General features: G+C 69.5%; 17 protein-coding genes and 1 other RNA gene. 6 read left to right on the forward strand and 12 right to left on the reverse strand.

Going from position 1 to position 13,839, the window contains the following annotated elements; translation table 11 throughout:
• The first annotated feature begins 23 nt into the window (after positions 1-23).
• Complete coding sequence (locus tag BGN98_RS01520; protein WP_288119108.1) at positions 24-863, forward strand: inositol monophosphatase family protein; 840 nt, start codon at positions 24-26, stop codon at positions 861-863.
• Positions 864-881: 18 nt separating this feature from the next.
• Positions 882-1,478 carry a nitrate ABC transporter substrate-binding protein gene (locus BGN98_RS01525; RefSeq protein WP_288119110.1) on the forward strand — a complete coding sequence of 199 codons (597 nt, stop codon included), beginning with the start codon at positions 882-884 and terminating at the stop codon, positions 1,476-1,478.
• Positions 1,479-1,828: 350 nt separating this feature from the next.
• Here BGN98_RS01525 and ssrA read toward each other — a convergent pair.
• Positions 1,829-2,198, reverse strand: a transfer-messenger RNA (tmRNA) gene (ssrA, locus tag BGN98_RS01530).
• Positions 2,199-2,298: 100 nt separating this feature from the next.
• Here ssrA and BGN98_RS01535 point away from each other — a divergent pair.
• Positions 2,299-2,964, forward strand: a complete 666-nt coding sequence (locus tag BGN98_RS01535; protein ID WP_288119112.1) for an SIMPL domain-containing protein — start codon at positions 2,299-2,301, stop codon at positions 2,962-2,964.
• 124 nt (positions 2,965-3,088) lie between these two features.
• Here the strand turns inward: BGN98_RS01535 and smpB are convergent, their stop codons facing one another.
• From smpB to ftsE, 3 genes are all read right to left on the reverse strand, one after another.
• Positions 3,089-3,565, reverse strand: coding sequence for an SsrA-binding protein SmpB (gene smpB / locus BGN98_RS01540; RefSeq protein WP_039415660.1), 477 nt, complete (start codon positions 3,563-3,565; stop codon positions 3,089-3,091).
• 80 nt (positions 3,566-3,645) lie between these two features.
• Positions 3,646-4,560 carry a permease-like cell division protein FtsX gene (gene ftsX / locus BGN98_RS01545; protein ID WP_039415663.1) on the reverse strand — a complete coding sequence of 305 codons (915 nt, stop codon included), beginning with the start codon at positions 4,558-4,560 and terminating at the stop codon, positions 3,646-3,648.
• Positions 4,557-5,672 (reverse strand): cell division ATP-binding protein FtsE, encoded by a 1,116-nt coding sequence (gene ftsE / locus BGN98_RS01550; RefSeq protein ID WP_288119117.1) that lies wholly within the window; start codon positions 5,670-5,672, stop codon positions 4,557-4,559. The genes ftsX and ftsE overlap by 4 nt, the downstream gene beginning before the upstream one ends.
• 131 nt (positions 5,673-5,803) lie before the next feature.
• Here ftsE and BGN98_RS14730 point away from each other — a divergent pair, with 131 nt between their 5' ends.
• The gene (locus BGN98_RS14730) at positions 5,804-6,490 is read left to right on the forward strand and encodes an alpha/beta fold hydrolase (RefSeq protein WP_353681696.1); all 687 of its coding nucleotides are present in this window, start codon (positions 5,804-5,806) and stop codon (positions 6,488-6,490) included.
• On the opposite strand, the gene prfB is transcribed toward BGN98_RS14730, so the two are convergent.
• Positions 6,391-7,503, reverse strand: coding sequence for a peptide chain release factor 2 (prfB, locus tag BGN98_RS01555; RefSeq protein ID WP_036288717.1), 1,113 nt, complete (start codon positions 7,501-7,503; stop codon positions 6,391-6,393). The two genes, BGN98_RS14730 and prfB, sit on opposite strands and share 100 nt — an antisense overlap.
• Positions 7,504-7,576: 73 nt before the next feature.
• On the opposite strand from prfB, the gene BGN98_RS01560 reads away from it, so the two are divergent.
• A complete protein-coding gene (locus tag BGN98_RS01560) occupies positions 7,577-8,827 on the forward strand; it encodes an MFS transporter (protein WP_082784347.1) in 1,251 nt (416 codons plus the stop codon).
• Between the two features lie 130 nt (positions 8,828-8,957).
• Positions 8,958-9,305 carry a DUF6226 family protein gene (locus BGN98_RS01565; protein ID WP_288119120.1) on the forward strand — a complete coding sequence of 116 codons (348 nt, stop codon included), beginning with the start codon at positions 8,958-8,960 and terminating at the stop codon, positions 9,303-9,305.
• 36 nt (positions 9,306-9,341) lie between these two features.
• Here BGN98_RS01565 and BGN98_RS01570 read toward each other — a convergent pair whose 3' ends face one another.
• The 7 genes from BGN98_RS01570 to BGN98_RS01600 form a co-directional block, all read right to left on the reverse strand.
• Positions 9,342-9,767, reverse strand: coding sequence for a pilus assembly protein TadG-related protein (locus tag BGN98_RS01570; RefSeq protein WP_061683639.1), 426 nt, complete (start codon positions 9,765-9,767; stop codon positions 9,342-9,344).
• Complete coding sequence (locus tag BGN98_RS01575; protein ID WP_353681694.1) at positions 9,764-10,240, reverse strand: TadE family protein; 477 nt, start codon at positions 10,238-10,240, stop codon at positions 9,764-9,766. Before BGN98_RS01575 ends, BGN98_RS01570 begins: the two co-directional genes overlap by 4 nt.
• Entirely contained in the window at positions 10,224-10,613 is a 390-nt protein-coding gene (locus BGN98_RS01580) for a TadE/TadG family type IV pilus assembly protein (RefSeq protein WP_061683637.1), read from the reverse strand. Before BGN98_RS01580 ends, BGN98_RS01575 begins: the two co-directional genes overlap by 17 nt.
• 14 nt (positions 10,614-10,627) lie before the next feature.
• The gene (locus BGN98_RS01585; protein WP_005055077.1) at positions 10,628-10,807 is read right to left on the reverse strand and encodes a hypothetical protein; all 180 of its coding nucleotides are present in this window, start codon (positions 10,805-10,807) and stop codon (positions 10,628-10,630) included.
• Between the two features lie 108 nt (positions 10,808-10,915).
• Entirely contained in the window at positions 10,916-11,842 is a 927-nt protein-coding gene (locus BGN98_RS01590; protein WP_061683722.1) for a type II secretion system F family protein, read from the reverse strand.
• Positions 11,839-12,696 carry a type II secretion system F family protein gene (locus BGN98_RS01595; protein WP_061683636.1) on the reverse strand — a complete coding sequence of 286 codons (858 nt, stop codon included), beginning with the start codon at positions 12,694-12,696 and terminating at the stop codon, positions 11,839-11,841. Before BGN98_RS01595 ends, BGN98_RS01590 begins: the two co-directional genes overlap by 4 nt.
• Positions 12,693-13,839, reverse strand: a 1,147-nt coding sequence (locus tag BGN98_RS01600; RefSeq protein WP_353681695.1) for a TadA family conjugal transfer-associated ATPase, incomplete at its 5' end; no start/stop codon positions are given. The genes BGN98_RS01595 and BGN98_RS01600, both read right to left, overlap by 4 nt.

The following is a 13,839-nucleotide window of genomic DNA, read 5'->3' on the forward strand; positions in this document are numbered from 1 at the left end:
GAGTGACCCCTATCCTTGAGGGTGTGACCTCCCCCGCCACCGCGTCCGCCTGGAGCACGCCCTTCGACGGCGACCTGACCGACGATCTCCGGCTCGCGCTGCGCCTTGCCGATGCGGCGGATGCCGTGACGATGGCGCGCTTCGATGCCGCCGATCTCGACGTCCAGGTGAAGGCCGACGCCTCCCACGTCACGGAAGCCGATCTCGCCACCGAGCGTGTGCTCCGCGAGCTGCTGTCGGCCGAGCGGGCCGGCGACGGCATCCTGGGCGAGGAGTACGGCACGTCGGGCGACGCGGCCCGGCAGTGGATCATCGACCCGATCGACGGCACGGCCAACTACCTCAAGGGCATCCCGATGTGGACGACCCTCATCGCCCTCGCCATCGACGGCGTGCCCCGCGTCGGGGTGGCCAGCCAGCCGGCCCTCGGGCGACGCTGGTGGGCGGCATCCGGCCAGGGCGCCTGGACCAACACTCCGGACGGCGGCGCGCGTCGCCTCGGTGTGTCGAACGTCGACGCGGTCGCCGAGGCCAGCGTGAGCTTCCAGTCGCTCGCGCAGTGGGACGAGGTCGGCCGCGCCGACGATCTGCTGCGCCTCAGCCGCGCAGTCTGGCGCGACCGCGGCTATGGCGACACCTGGCCGTACATGCTCCTCGCTGAGGGGCGACTCGAGTTCGTGGCGGAGTTCGGCGTCAAGGAGTACGACATCGCCGCTCTCGTGCCGATCGTCCACGAAGCCGGCGGCAGGTTCACCGACATCGACGGAGCCGACTCGCTGTCGTCGCGCTCGTCGCTCGCGACCAACGGACGTCTTCATCACGACTTCCTCTCCCTCCTCCGCGCTTCGCCCGCCATCTCCTGACCGATCGGACCCCCGCCGATGACACGTGCACGCTTCGCACCCCTCGCGCTGTCCACCGTCGCCCTCGCAACGGCTCTTCTGCTGAGCGGTTGCACGTCAGCCGCGCCCGCGGCCGACCCGACCCCCACCGGCAACGCCGTATCACCCACGCCGACCGAGGCGCTCCCCGGACCGACGCCGGACACCTCGCCGACGACGGGCGGCGCTGTGACCTGCGACAGCATGATCGTCTCCGACACCCTCGCCGAGTTCAAGAGCAAGGGATGGACAGCCAAGCAGACGCCCTTCACGTTCGAAACCCAGCCGCCGAGCGCACCGATCGACGGTGGACTGATCTGCACCTGGGCGAACTACTCGGTCGCATCGGGCAACCTCATCGAGTTCGGCTGGGCACCCATCAGCACCGCCGACGCCGAGACGGTGGCCGCACAGCTCGAGAAGGAGGGCTGGCGCCGTGAGCCGGCCGATTCGGGCTTCTACATCACGCAGGACCCGTCGCGCGTGATCACCGTGGATGACAAGGGATACGGCATGACGTACCAGTTCGGCGACGGCTGGGTCGCTGTATCGGACACGAAGCAGAACTTGCTGCTCATGCCGGTCACCGCCGGCTGACGCGCCGACCGCTCCTCGGGACCACCCTTCTCAGCGCGTCCACAACCGACGCTCACGAGACCCATCAGCCGACGTCAGTCGCGATTCACGCCCCATTGCCGCGCGCGCCGCGCACGGCCCGCAGTCTGGGTGATCGCCGCCCCTTCCCCTCCTACCTGATCGGTGCGGGCGAAGGCGGGCGACATCTCCCTCTCGACCTTGGATTCCGGCATCGGCGCGGCACTGGTGCTGGCCGGAGGCATCCTGCTCGCGCGCCGTCGCACGAAGCGCACGGCGGACTGACACCCGCAGACGGCGAAGGCCCCGGCATCCATGATCTGATGCCGGGGCCTTCGCCGGTGACAGTGGCGTCGTGGAGCTGGGGGGAATCGAACCCCCGTCCAACGCTGGGATACTGCGTCTTCTCCGGGCGCAGTCTGTGAAGACGTTCTGCTCGGCTCCGACCTTTGTCACAGACACCTAAGTCGACGAGCCCAGCCTGGGAAGAGTCCCGCGTGACGTCCAGGCGCCGTCACGCAGCAAGACCCCTAGATGACGCCAGGGTCCGTGGCGGGGTCACACACGGTCTGACGGACTATCGGGCTCGCTTAGGCAGCGAGGGCGAAGTCAGTGCGCTTGGATTCGGCACTTATAGGTTCGCAGAGATCGTTAACGAGATAACCCTGCATCCTCGGCCCGCTTCTCGCAGATTCACAGACGCTGTCGAAACCGATCAGCCCCGTGTGCGTCACGGCGAGGTGCCGTGCGGCGAGTGAGCCACTGTCACGCTGTGGAGTTGTCTCTCGGTTGCCGTCGGCACCCGAGCGTTACAGTTTACCCCATGAGCGAGGTCACGATCACCGTCCGCGGCGAGAGCCACGCCCGAGTGCTGCCCGAGCGCGCCGTCGCGCACGTGACGGCATCCGCCGACGGACCCGAGCGCGCCGCCGTCGTCTCGCGGGTCGCCGCACTGACGGAGCCGGTCCGCGCTCAGCTGTCGGCGCTCGCGTCCGGGGGAACGATCTCGGACTGGTCGAGTCAACGCATGTCGGTGTGGGCCGACCGGCCGTGGAACAACGAGGGCCGCCAGCTGGACCTCGTCCATCACGCGTCGGTGGAGCTGACCGCGACCTTCACCGACACGGTCGCCCTGTCGGACTGGGTCAATGAGATCGCCGGAACCGACGGGCTGCAGGTGGGAGCTGTGGAGTGGCAGCTCACGCCCGAGACGCGCGCGTGTGTCGAGCGCGACGTCGCCACGGACGCCGTCGCCGTCGCGGTCGAGCGGGCCTCCGCCTATGCCGCGGCGATCGGACGACACGAGGTCGTGCCGGTCGAGATCGCCGACCTGGGGCTGCTGAGCGCGGCATCCTCCCCCGGTCCCGCGCCGCGGGTGATGGCGAAGGTCGCCGGCATGGCCGAGTTCGATCGGGCCGCCGCCGTCGAGTTCCGGCCCGACGAGATCGTCGTGTCGGCGGGAGTCGAGGCCCGCTTCATCGCACGCTAGGTCTCGTCAGTCCGCACTGCCTGCGGCGCACGGCATCCCTCCGACTCCGCAGAACGACACCTCCTCCGCGTCCGGTCACGCTGTCGGCTGCGGAGTTCGTCACATTCTGCGGGGATCGTGCGTTCTACTCGCCGCGGAGGTTGCGGCTGCGCATCGCCCGCTCGGCCTCGCGCTTGTCTTCGCGCTCGCGGATCGTCTGCCGCTTCTCGTACTCGCGCTTGCCCTTGGCGATCGCGATCTCGACCTTCGCACGCCCGTCGGAGAAGTAGAGCTTCAACGGAACCAACGTGTACCCGCCGGCGCTGACGGCGTGCGACAGCTTGACGATCTCGTCCTTGTGCAGCAGCAGCTTGCGTGTGCGCTTGGAGGCGTGATTGGTCCAGTGCCCCTGCGAGTACTCCGGGATGTGCACGGCATCGAGGTAGGCCTGGCCCCCGTCGATGTAGGCGTATCCGTCCGACAGGTTGGCCCGGCCCTGACGCAAAGACTTCACCTCGGTACCCGTGAGCACGAGGCCCGCTTCGTACGTCTTCTCGATGGTGTAGTCGTGGTGCGCGCGACGGTTGGTCGCGACGACCTTCTCCCCGCGTTCCCTGGGCATGGTAGATCCTCTGTGGTGGATGGCGTTGTTCCGCCGACGAACGACGGGATGCCGCGGACACGGCAGCCCGTCAGTCTATCTCACGCCCGCAGCCACCGGCGGATCGCGAAGCTCGCCGACAACGCCGCCAGCACCAGGCCGATGACGATGATGACCGGGATGACGATGGCGGCATCGCCCATGTCGATCCAGTCGGTGATGAAGCTCACGCGGCCCTTCAGGTACTCCCCCACACCGAAGTGCACGCCCACGACGATGGCGGCGCCCGCCATGAGCGATCCGATGAACGCGGCGAAGACGCCTTCGAGCACGAACGGCGTCTGGATGAAGCGGTTCGAGGCGCCGACCAGTCGCATGATGCCCACCTCCCGCCGTCGCGCGTACGCGGACAGCCGGATGGTGGTCGCGATCAAGAGCACGGCCGCGATCAGCATCAGCACGGCGATTCCGACGGCGATGTAGGTGGCGATCGTGAGGGCGGAGAACAGCGGCTCGAGATACTGCAGCTGGTTCTTCACCTCCTCCACACCGGCCATCCCGTTGAACGCCTCGGTGATGACGTCGGCCTTCTCGGGATCGATGAGCCCGACGAAGTAGGTGTCACCCAGCTGCGCCGGCGTCACATAGTCCTTGTACTCGTCGCCGTAGAGCTTCAGCAGGTTCTGGTACGCCTCATCGGACGACTCGAACCGCACATCCCGAACGACTCCGCCCAGCGCGGAGCTCGACAGCCGCTGCGAGACCTGATCGATCTGCTCCTGCGTCGCGGCGCCGTCGGCACACGTCGTGGCCGTGGAATCCTCGCGGCACATGATCACCGAGACCTGCGCACGCTCGGACCAGTAGTCGCGCATCTTGCCGATCTGCATCTGCATCAGCATCGCGGCACCGACGAACGTCAGCGAGACGAACGTCACGAGCACGACGGAGATCACCATCGACGCGTTGCGACGCAGCCCGGTGAGCGCCTCGCCGAGAATCAGCTGCATCCTCATGAGGTGGGTCCCACTTCGTCGTTCTCGTCGGCTTCGCGGCCGCGGCGGTCGGCGACCCCGAGTTTGCCGAGGTCGATGTCACCCACGCCCAGCTCGCCGAGGTCGACCTCGGGGGCGGCGATGGTGATCGGACGCGTGAGCGGCACCGGCTCCGTCGTCGCCGGCAGCGGCGCGGGGCGCTGCATGGCCGGTCGCGGCGACGCGTCCGGCGACCGGTCGGCAGGCGTCGTGGCTGCAGGCGCGGGAGCGGCCGGGCGTGTGAGGGGCGGGGATGCCACGGCATCCGGCGCCGTCGAAGCGTCCGGCGGGGCGGGGACGGGCTCGACGGGAGCTTCCGCGATCTCGCGCTGCAGTTCGAGCACCGCGGTCAGCGCGGCCGTTGCTGCCGCGCCGCGTTCCATCTGCGGTTGCAGCGAGGGCGGCGATGACGTGTCGCCGTAGCCGCCGTGGCGGTCGTCGCGCACCATCACACCGCCGCGTAGCTCGATGACGCGGCGCTTCATCTGATCGACGAAGCCGGCCTCGTGGGTGGCCATGACCACCGTCGTGCCGCCGGCGTTGATGCGGGCGAGCAGCTGCATGATGTCGATGGAGGTCGCCGGGTCGAGGTTTCCGGTGGGCTCGTCGGCGAGCAGGATCTGCGGCCGGTTGACGATCGCCCGCGCGATCGCGACGCGCTGCTGCTCGCCACCCGACAGCTCGTGCGGCAGGCGCTTCTGCTTTCCGTCCAAGCCGACGAGAGCGAGCGCTTCGGGCACGGCCTGCTGGATGAAGGCGCGGGATGCGCCGATGACCTGCAGCGTGAAGGCGACGTTCTGGAACACCGTCTTGTTGGGCAGCAGACGGAAGTCCTGGAAGACCGACCCGATGTGCCGACGGAAGTACGGAACCTTGCGTGACGAGAGGGTCTTGAGGTCGCGACCGAGCACGACGACGCGGCCCTCGCTCGGGCCGTCCTCCCGCAGGATCAGGCGCAGACAGGAGGACTTTCCCGAGCCGGACGCGCCCACGAGGAAGACGAACTCCCCGCGCTGCACCTCGAAGTCGACGTCGCTCAGCGCCGGCTTGCTGGTCCCTCGGTATTTCTTGGTGACGTGCTCGAACCGGATCATGACTCGACGAGCCTACGTCGCCGCTCTTCGGATGCCGGGTGCGACACTCGCCGCGTGTCGACTGCCCACCCGATAGCGTGGCCGTGTGCGCATGCTCGATCGCCGGCATCGGCGAGAGCGCGCACGTCATCGTGCTGCACCCACGCGGCACGAGCCGAACCGGCGGCCTGTCACGCGGATGGTGGACGGATGCCGACGACGTCGTCGCTCTGCTCGACGCGCTTCACGTTCCCTCGGTCTCCGTGCTCGCTCATTCGGCCGGCACGCGGCTCGCGCTGGCGACCGCGACGCGCTACCCGGGCCGCGTCGCGTCCCTGGCGCTGATCACTCCGCCGGCGACCTGGCTCTCCGGATCGCCATCCGACGCGGCGACCATCGGCGCCGCCCGCACCGAGCCCGAGGTCGTTTCCGCGCTCGCCGCGCTGGGCGAGGACACCGCGACCACCGACGCCGGCTTCGCCGAGCAGTTCCAGCGGCATCCGCGTGGTTCCAAGACATTCCGGCCGATGCGGCCGAGCGCATCCGCTCGGCGTCTCTTCCACCCACGACGATCATCGCCGGCGACGCCGACCTGCTCACCGGCGTTCGACCGGTTGCCGACTACGCCGCAGCACTCGGAGCCGACCTCGTCTGGCTCGCCGCCTGCGGGCACTACCCCTGGGTCGAACAGCCCACCGCGTTCCGCGACGCCATCACGACATGGCTGGGCCGCGACTGATCAGTCGTCGTCGTCCTTGCGCTTGCGCCAGCGGATGCCGGCGGCGATGAGGCCGTCGAGGTCGCCATCGAAGACGACGGCGGGGTTGCCGACCTCGTAACCGGTGCGGAGATCCTTGACGAGCTGCTGGCCGTAGAGGAAGTAGGAACGCATCTGGTCGCCCCAGCTGGCCGTGATGGTACCGGCGAGCTCCTTCTTCTTCGCGGCCTCCTCTTCGCGCTTGAGCAGCAGCAGACGCGTCTGGAGCACGCGCATGGCCGCAGCGCGGTTCTGGATCTGGCTCTTCTCGTTCTGCATCGAGACGACGAGGCCTGTCGGCAGGTGGGTGATGCGCACCGCGGAGTCGGTCGTGTTCACCGACTGACCGCCCGGGCCCGACGAGCGGAACACGTCGACGCGGATGTCACTTTCGGGAACCTCGACCTCGACGGCCTCTTCGAGCGCGGGGATGACCTCGACCGCGGCGAACGACGTCTGGCGCTTGTCCGCGCCGCCGAACGGGCTGATGCGCGCCAGTCGGTGCGTGCCGGCCTCGACCGACAGGGTGCCGTACGCGTAGGGGGCGTCGACCTCGAACGTGGCGGACTTGATGCCCGCGCCCTCCGCGTAGGAGGTGTCCATGACCTTCACGGAGTACTTGTGCCGTTCCGCCCAACGCAGGTACATGCGCAGGAGCATCTCGGCGAAGTCGGTGGCGTCGTCGCCGCCCGCGCCGGAACGGATCGTGACGACCGCGGGGCGGTCGTCGTACTCGCCGTCCAGCAGCGTCTGCACCTCGAGCTGGCCGATGACGTCCTGCAGCGCGGCGATCTCGCGGCGCGCCTCGGCCGCGGTGTCTTCGTCGTCCATCTCGTGCGCCAGCTCGACGAGCACATCGAGGTCGTCGAGGCGCTGCTCGACGTCGGTGACGCGCTTGAGGTCGGCCTGACGATGGCTGAGTGCGCTCGTGACCTTCTGCGCCTTCTCGACGTCGTCCCAGAGGTCGGGGGCACCGGCTTCGTCGGACAGGCGCGCGATCTCCGCACGCAGTCCCTCGACGTCGACCACCGCCTGGATGTCGGAGAAGGTGGAACGCAGGGCCTGGATGTCGGCGGAAGGATCGAAATCAAGCATGACACTCCAGACTAACGTGGATCGGGTGAGCTCCCGCATGCCAGATCCCGCGTCCGCGCCCGGCATGGGACCGATGCTCTGGCGTCTTGCGCCCATGATCTATGGTCCGACCGTGCTCTTCGCCCTCGGCGAGGGCGCGGTGGTTCCGCTCCTCCCGGTGATCGCGGCGCAGTTGGGTGCCGACGTTCCGACCGCAGCACTCGTGGCCTCGGCACTCGTCGTCGGACAGCTCTGCGGCAACATCCCGGCGGGCTGGGCCGTGAGCCGCATCGGCGAGCGGATGACGATGATCGTCGGCGGGGTCCTCGCACTCGGCGGCGTCGCCGGGATGCTGTTCGCACCGAGCCTGCCGGTGCTGGCGGCCGCGGTGTTCCTCATCGGATTCTGCGCGGCCGCGTTCGGTCTGGCACGGCACTCGTTCATGACGACGCGGGTGCCGATCGCTTACCGGGCGCGGGCGCTGTCGCTGCTGGGCGGCACGTTCCGCCTCGGCATGTTCGTCGGGCCCTTCCTCGCCGCCGCCCTCATCGCGATCTTCGGCGATGAGAACTCGACGGTCTGGTTCTTCGGCGCGTGCCTGCTCGCCACGATCGCACTGCTCGTGTTCGGCCCCGACCCGGAGGATGCCGTGCCGGTCCCCCGCGTCAGGCGTTCGTCCGGCGACTCGAGGCTCGCCGAAGACACCGGTGAGCCTGTCACCGGGTCGATCCCCGTGCCCGAACGCGTGGGCGTCTTCCGCACGATGTGGCGCTTCCGCGGCGTGCTGTCGCGGTTGGGGCTCGCGGCGGCATCCCTCTCGGCGGTGCGGTCGGCGCGTCAGGTGGTGCTGCCGCTGTGGGGCGTGTCGATCGGGCTCGACGCGCAGACGATCGCGCTCGTCGTCGGCATCTCCGGCGCGATCGACTTCGCCCACTTCTACGCGAGCGGCCAGGTGATGGACCGTTTCGGCCGCCTCTGGGCTGCGCTTCCCGCGATGGTGCTGATGGGGTCGGGTTTCCTCGCGCTCGCGTTCACGCACGACCTGTCGCAGGCGGCGATGTGGTTCGCGCTGTTCGCGGCGGTTCTGGGCGTGGGCAATGGTCTTTCCAGCGGCATCCTGCTCACGCTCGGCGCCGACGTCGCGCCGCAGGACGACCCGGCGGCCTTCCTCGGGTCGTGGCGGACGCTGACGGATGCCGGGGGTGCGATCGCTCCCCTGCTCGTCTCTGCCGTCGCCGCGGTGGTCTCCCTCTCGGTCGCCACCGGCGTCATCGGCGTGATCGGCCTCGCGGGGGCGGCCGGGTTCATCCGCTGGGTGCCGAGGTTCGTGCCGCGCACGCGGTGAGTGCGCGGCGATCACGCCTGCGGCAGGATGACGGGATGAGCCGGTACACCCGCCCGTCGATCGCACCGCAGGTGTTCGTCGACGCCGACGGGCAGGTCATCGATTACGGAAGGTACCACGGGCCGTCAGGGTGCGTCCGCGCGAGCCGGACTGCGCTGGGCTGACGTTCGCGTTCACGGCTTTCCCGGGTCTGCTCCTGCACGCGGGCTTGCGGCATGACTTCCCCTTCCCGCTGTGCGGGTGCGACGCCTGCGACACCTCATGGCAGCCCGAGGCCGACGAGCTCGAGGAGCATGTCTTCGCCGTCGTCAGCGGCACGTACAGCGAGAGCGTCGAGCGGCGCGACGCAGAAGCGGCGGCGTGGTACCAGGTGCGATACCCGACCGGCTCGTCGGGAGGCTTCTCGAACGCGATCCCCGTGCCTGCGGAACGCCGTGCGGCGGCGGAGCCCATTTCGCGGCGGCTGCCGTCCGGGTAGCGGGCATGGCCACGGCGTGCAGGGGCAGAGTAGCTCTCATCGCAACGCGGTACGGCTGGTCGCGGTGGACTCCAGCGGCCAGCCGTCCGGGACGAACAGCGTCAGCACGGGCGGCCGCCAGGTCGTCGCGACCGTGACGCGTGCCGAGACGCCATCAGGGGTGGATGCCGCGACGAGCTCGGCCGTCTGAGTGGCCGCGAGCAGTTCCTCGGCCTGATCGTAGACGCCGGCATCCGTCAGCCGTGCAGCCGGACCGGAGGCGTCGACGGTGAGGGTGAAGCCGTCCGCTCCGGCGAGGGCAGCCGCGTCGGCGGCGGCATCCAGGCGCTTCTGCGTGAGGTAGAGACTCGTCGCGTCGACGCACACGAGCACCAGCACGACCGCGATGACGAAGTAACCGAGCGCCAGGATCAGCACGCTGCCGTCTTCATCGTCTCGAAGGCGCGACGCGAGGGCCCTCACGGCTCGACCCAATAGCGGGAGACCTTCTGCACCCCGGTCGCGGTGACCGGCACGCGCGTCGCCTGGTCGAGACCCAGCACCGGCGGGACCAGCGGCAACGGCACCTCTGCCGTCACCGTGACCGAGAGCATCGCGCCGGCCGCGGGGCACGGCCCGGGCGTGGCGCACTGCACCTGAACGTCGAGAGTCGAGCGGTCGATGCCGTATTCGGCGGCGATGGCATCGACGACCCGCTGAGTGCGGGCATCGGCTGTCGCTCGGTCGGATGACGAGGCGATCGTGCGGGCGAGCTGCCGTGCAGCTGTTTCGGCTCCCAGCGCCTGGGATTGGATGCTGCCGAGCGCGACGATGAGGTAGACGAGGGGCACGAGCAGGATGAGCCCGACGGTGACGAACTCCAGGGATGCCGAGCCGCTGTCGTCTCCGAGCGTCGCACCCCGGATCGCTCGCGGTGCGTCAGTCGAAACTCTCACGCGGGGCACGGGCGCTCACCTCCATCCCGGAGGGCACTCCGAGCAGTCCCACCAGTGGGAGCGTCGCCACCACGCGGACCTCCACCTCCGGTCCGCGCGCCGTGTCGGTGTCCGCTGCGCTCACCCGAGCGCCGATGCCGTCACCCACGGCCGTCGCGATCAGCTGTGCAGTGCGGGCGGCGCCGGCTTCGGCATCCGTGTCGGCGAGAGCGCCGAAGTAGGCGCCCTCCACCGCCGCATCGTGGACGACGTTGCGGATGTACACGGCGAGCGCCAGCTGCAGCACGCCGAGGGTCAAGAGAGTGAGAAGCGTTCCGACGAGCACGAACTCGACGGTGCTCGAGCCGCGCTGATCGTGGCGGAGGCTCTCCACGCCGATTCCCGGAGTCAGAGTCCCGAGACGCGGCTCAGCGCCTGCTCGAACAGCGCAGCCAACGCGGGGCCGGCGAGAGTCCAGATCGCGACGACGAGTCCGGCGGTCATCAATGTGACGAGCACCCAGCCCGGAACGTCACCCGTCTCATCGTCGACGAACTCGCGCAGTGCGGATCGGTGTGAACTGTCCATGCGTCGAGTCTGATCGGATGAGATTTCGCACGCGGGAGTTATCCACAGCAGTGGGAACGAGACGCGAGGTATCGCGCTACGCGACGACGACCGGCGCGGCTCAGCCTGTCAGCCGACACCGAGGCGCAGCATGACGATGCCGGGGAAGATCGCGAAGAGAACCGACAGGGGCAGAATCAAGAACACGAGCGGCAGAAGCATCAAGATCTCCTTGCGCCCGGCCAGCTCCAGCAGCCCCCGCTTGGCGTCCTCTCGCGCGTCGACGGCCTGCTCCTGCAGAACATGCGCGAGGGGCGCTCCACGGTCCATCGCCGCCACCAGATGCTCGATTGCTCGCGCGAGTGCCGGCACGTCGAGGTTCTTCGACACCGAGAGCAGCGCATCCGGCAGGCTCGAGCCGGTGCCGCTCGCCAGCACGGCCGCGCGGAGCTCACCGGTCAGAACGCCGGAGCCGACCTCGCCCACGCGACGCAGCGCGTCACGCAAACCTTCCCCGGCAGCCAGGCACAGCGAAAGGAACTCCAGCACGGTCGGAAGCTCCTCCTCGACGCGCGCGATCCGCTGGCGCGCCGCTCTCGTCAGGCGGTAGTCGCAGCCGAGAACTCCGGCCGCGGCGAACAGCGGAGGCAGCACGGCGAGCGTCGGCCCGCCACGCCCGAGAAGGGTCAGTGCGACGACGAGAAGTCCACCCGCTCCGAGCCCACCCACAGCCCATCCGAGCTGCCTGGCACGAAAGGTCACGACATCCTGACGCCACCCCGCCTGACGCAGGCGACGCGCGACACTTCCTCCTCCTCCGAGTGCCACCCAGGAGGAGGCCAGGCGGTCCCGCAGAAGCCGCCACGACGACGTCACCGCCGCGGGCGGGAGCGGAGTGATGCCGAGCGGATCGGCGATGTCGCGCAGATACGGCGCGACACGACGCGAGAGCGAGGGCGCCGCCCACCGCGGGAGTCGTCCGACGACCAACAGCAATCCCGTGCCGAGCGCGACACCGAGGACAACGGCGGATGCAGCGAGGCTCAGAACGCTCATGCGAACCACCGCCGCGGTTCCGGCAAGCGGCCGATGCGAATCGTGAGTCGGTACGCGCCGACTGAGACGACCGCACCGACGAGAATCACCGCGACGCCGGCAGGGCTCGCGTAAGCGCTGGCCCCCTCGGGGCGAAGTGCCAGCAGGCCGAGAACGATCCACGGCGCCACGACCCCGACGATCGCCGCTCCGCGCACCCAGGACTGTCTCGCCCCCACCTCGGCGCGGAGGGTGGCGTCGGCCCGCACGGATGCCGAGAGCGCACGAAGCACGGCGGTCAGCTCGGTTCCGCCGACCTGCCGCGCCATCCGGAGAGTCTCGATGATGCGGTCGGCCACCGGATCGGCGAGGGCTGCCTTGAGGCGGAGTGCGCTGGAGTCGAAGTGTCCCGATGCGGCCATGTCGACGCGGAACCGGTCGAACGCAGGTCGCAGCGGAGGGGGTCCGCTCGTGGCGAGAGCGGCCACGGCATCCGGCAGCGACATGCCGGCCCGGGCGGACGAGATCAGGAGGTCGCACACGTCCGACCACAGCGCGCGGCGTGACCGCCGAAGCCGCCGCGCACGCCCGCGGAGCCAAGTGAAGGGCGCTGCCGCTCCAGCCGCCGCCGCGACCAGCGCGACGGCGCCGAGTCCGGTCGCCAACCAACTGATGGCGCAGAACAACGCAGACAGGACAGCCGCGATGAGCACCGGGCGCATCGTGGAGGCGTGGGCGAAGCCCGCCTCATCGAGCATGCGCGATACACGACCGTCCCGCTGCGGTGCCTCGCGGCGCTCGTTCGCCGGCCACAGCCAGGGCGACAAGACGAGGAGGATGCCGGCAGCGAGCACCGCGCCCCAGACGACCGTCATGAGCGGCCCCGTCGAAAGACGACGCGGGTGTCGATGGCATCGTCGTGAATGCGACCGGTCGTCTCGATGACCTCCTCGACGAATCGCTCACCGCCGGTGCCGCGCCGACAGTGCACGACAAGGTGGACGCCGGTCGCGATAGCAGGTTGGACGAACGCGGCGTCGATGTTGCGGCCCGCAAGCAACGGCAGGGTGGCCAGGCGCGACAGGGCATCGTCGGCGCTGTTCGCGTGGATCGTCGCCGCGCCCGGCACGCCGGTATGCAAAGCGAGAAGGAGATCGAGTGCCTCCGCGTCACGGACCTCCCCGACGATCAGGCGATCGGGGCGCATGCGCAGTGCCTCCTTCACGAGGCGACGCAGGCTCACCGCGCCCGTCCCCTCCAGACTCGGCTGGCGCCCCTGCAGGGCGACGATGTCGGGAGCCGTGACCGCCAGTTCGAAGGTCTCCTCGACCGTGATGATTCGCTGCTCGGGGCGACACCCGCCGACAAGCGCCGCCAGCATCGTCGTCTTGCCCGCATGTGTGGCTCCGGACACCAGGACGTTTCGCCCCTCCACCATGGCGTCGCGCAGCATGTCAGCGACGTGCGCGGGCAGCGATCCTGCGCCGACGAGGTCGTCCAGACTCCGCCGCGCGGGAAGGAACTTGCGGATGTTGACGGCGAGGTGCGAGCGCGTGATGTCGGGGATGACGACGTGAAGTCGGCTTCCGTCCGGAAGTGACGCGTCGACGAACGGCTGGCTGAGATCTACCCGTCGTCCGGTGGCGTGCAGCATCTTCTCGACGAGATCGCGCACCGCCTCGTCGCTGAGGCGCATCGGGACGCGCTCGCTGCGCCCCGCGCGCGCCGCGAAGACCGCACCGGGACCGTTGATCCAGATCTCCTCGACCTCCGGGTCGTCCAACAGCGGTTGCAACGGTCCGTAGCCCGTCACCCGCGCAAGCACGTCGCGGACGGCGGCGCCCTCGTCGTCGACGAACTCGAGCCCACGGGCGAGGGCATAGTCGTTGTGACGGCGAACCTCCGCTACGGCCGCCTGGTGGGCGCAATCGGGGTGGCGGAGCGGATCGGCCTGTTCCTCACGAAGCCGGTCGCGCACACGTTCCGCGATCGCCTGCACAACACTCGCCGACGCCCCC

The organism is Microbacterium sp. 69-7, assembly GCF_001897985.1.
GTDB classification, from domain to species: Bacteria; Actinomycetota; Actinomycetes; order Actinomycetales; family Microbacteriaceae; genus Microbacterium; species Microbacterium laevaniformans.

Excerpts from the sequence above, each read along its gene's own strand:
- prfB (WP_036288717.1), bottom strand. The coding sequence starts at position 7,503 with ATGCTTGATTTCGATCCTTCCGCCGACATCCAGGCCCTGCGTTCCACC.
- BGN98_RS01525 (WP_288119110.1), top strand. The coding sequence starts at position 882 with ATGACACGTGCACGCTTCGCACCCCTCGCGCTGTCCACCGTCGCCCTC.
- smpB (WP_039415660.1), bottom strand. The coding sequence starts at position 3,565 with ATGCCCAGGGAACGCGGGGAGAAGGTCGTCGCGACCAACCGTCGCGCG.
- BGN98_RS01535 (WP_288119112.1), top strand. The coding sequence starts at position 2,299 with ATGAGCGAGGTCACGATCACCGTCCGCGGCGAGAGCCACGCCCGAGTG.
- ftsE (WP_288119117.1), bottom strand. The coding sequence starts at position 5,672 with ATGATCCGGTTCGAGCACGTCACCAAGAAATACCGAGGGACCAGCAAG.
- BGN98_RS01560 (WP_082784347.1), top strand. The coding sequence starts at position 7,577 with ATGCTCTGGCGTCTTGCGCCCATGATCTATGGTCCGACCGTGCTCTTC.
- BGN98_RS01590 (WP_061683722.1), bottom strand. The coding sequence starts at position 11,842 with ATGAGCGTTCTGAGCCTCGCTGCATCCGCCGTTGTCCTCGGTGTCGCG.
- BGN98_RS01585 (WP_005055077.1), bottom strand. The coding sequence starts at position 10,807 with ATGGACAGTTCACACCGATCCGCACTGCGCGAGTTCGTCGACGATGAG.
- ftsX (WP_039415663.1), bottom strand. The coding sequence starts at position 4,560 with ATGAGGATGCAGCTGATTCTCGGCGAGGCGCTCACCGGGCTGCGTCGC.
- BGN98_RS01595 (WP_061683636.1), bottom strand. The coding sequence starts at position 12,696 with ATGACGGTCGTCTGGGGCGCGGTGCTCGCTGCCGGCATCCTCCTCGTC.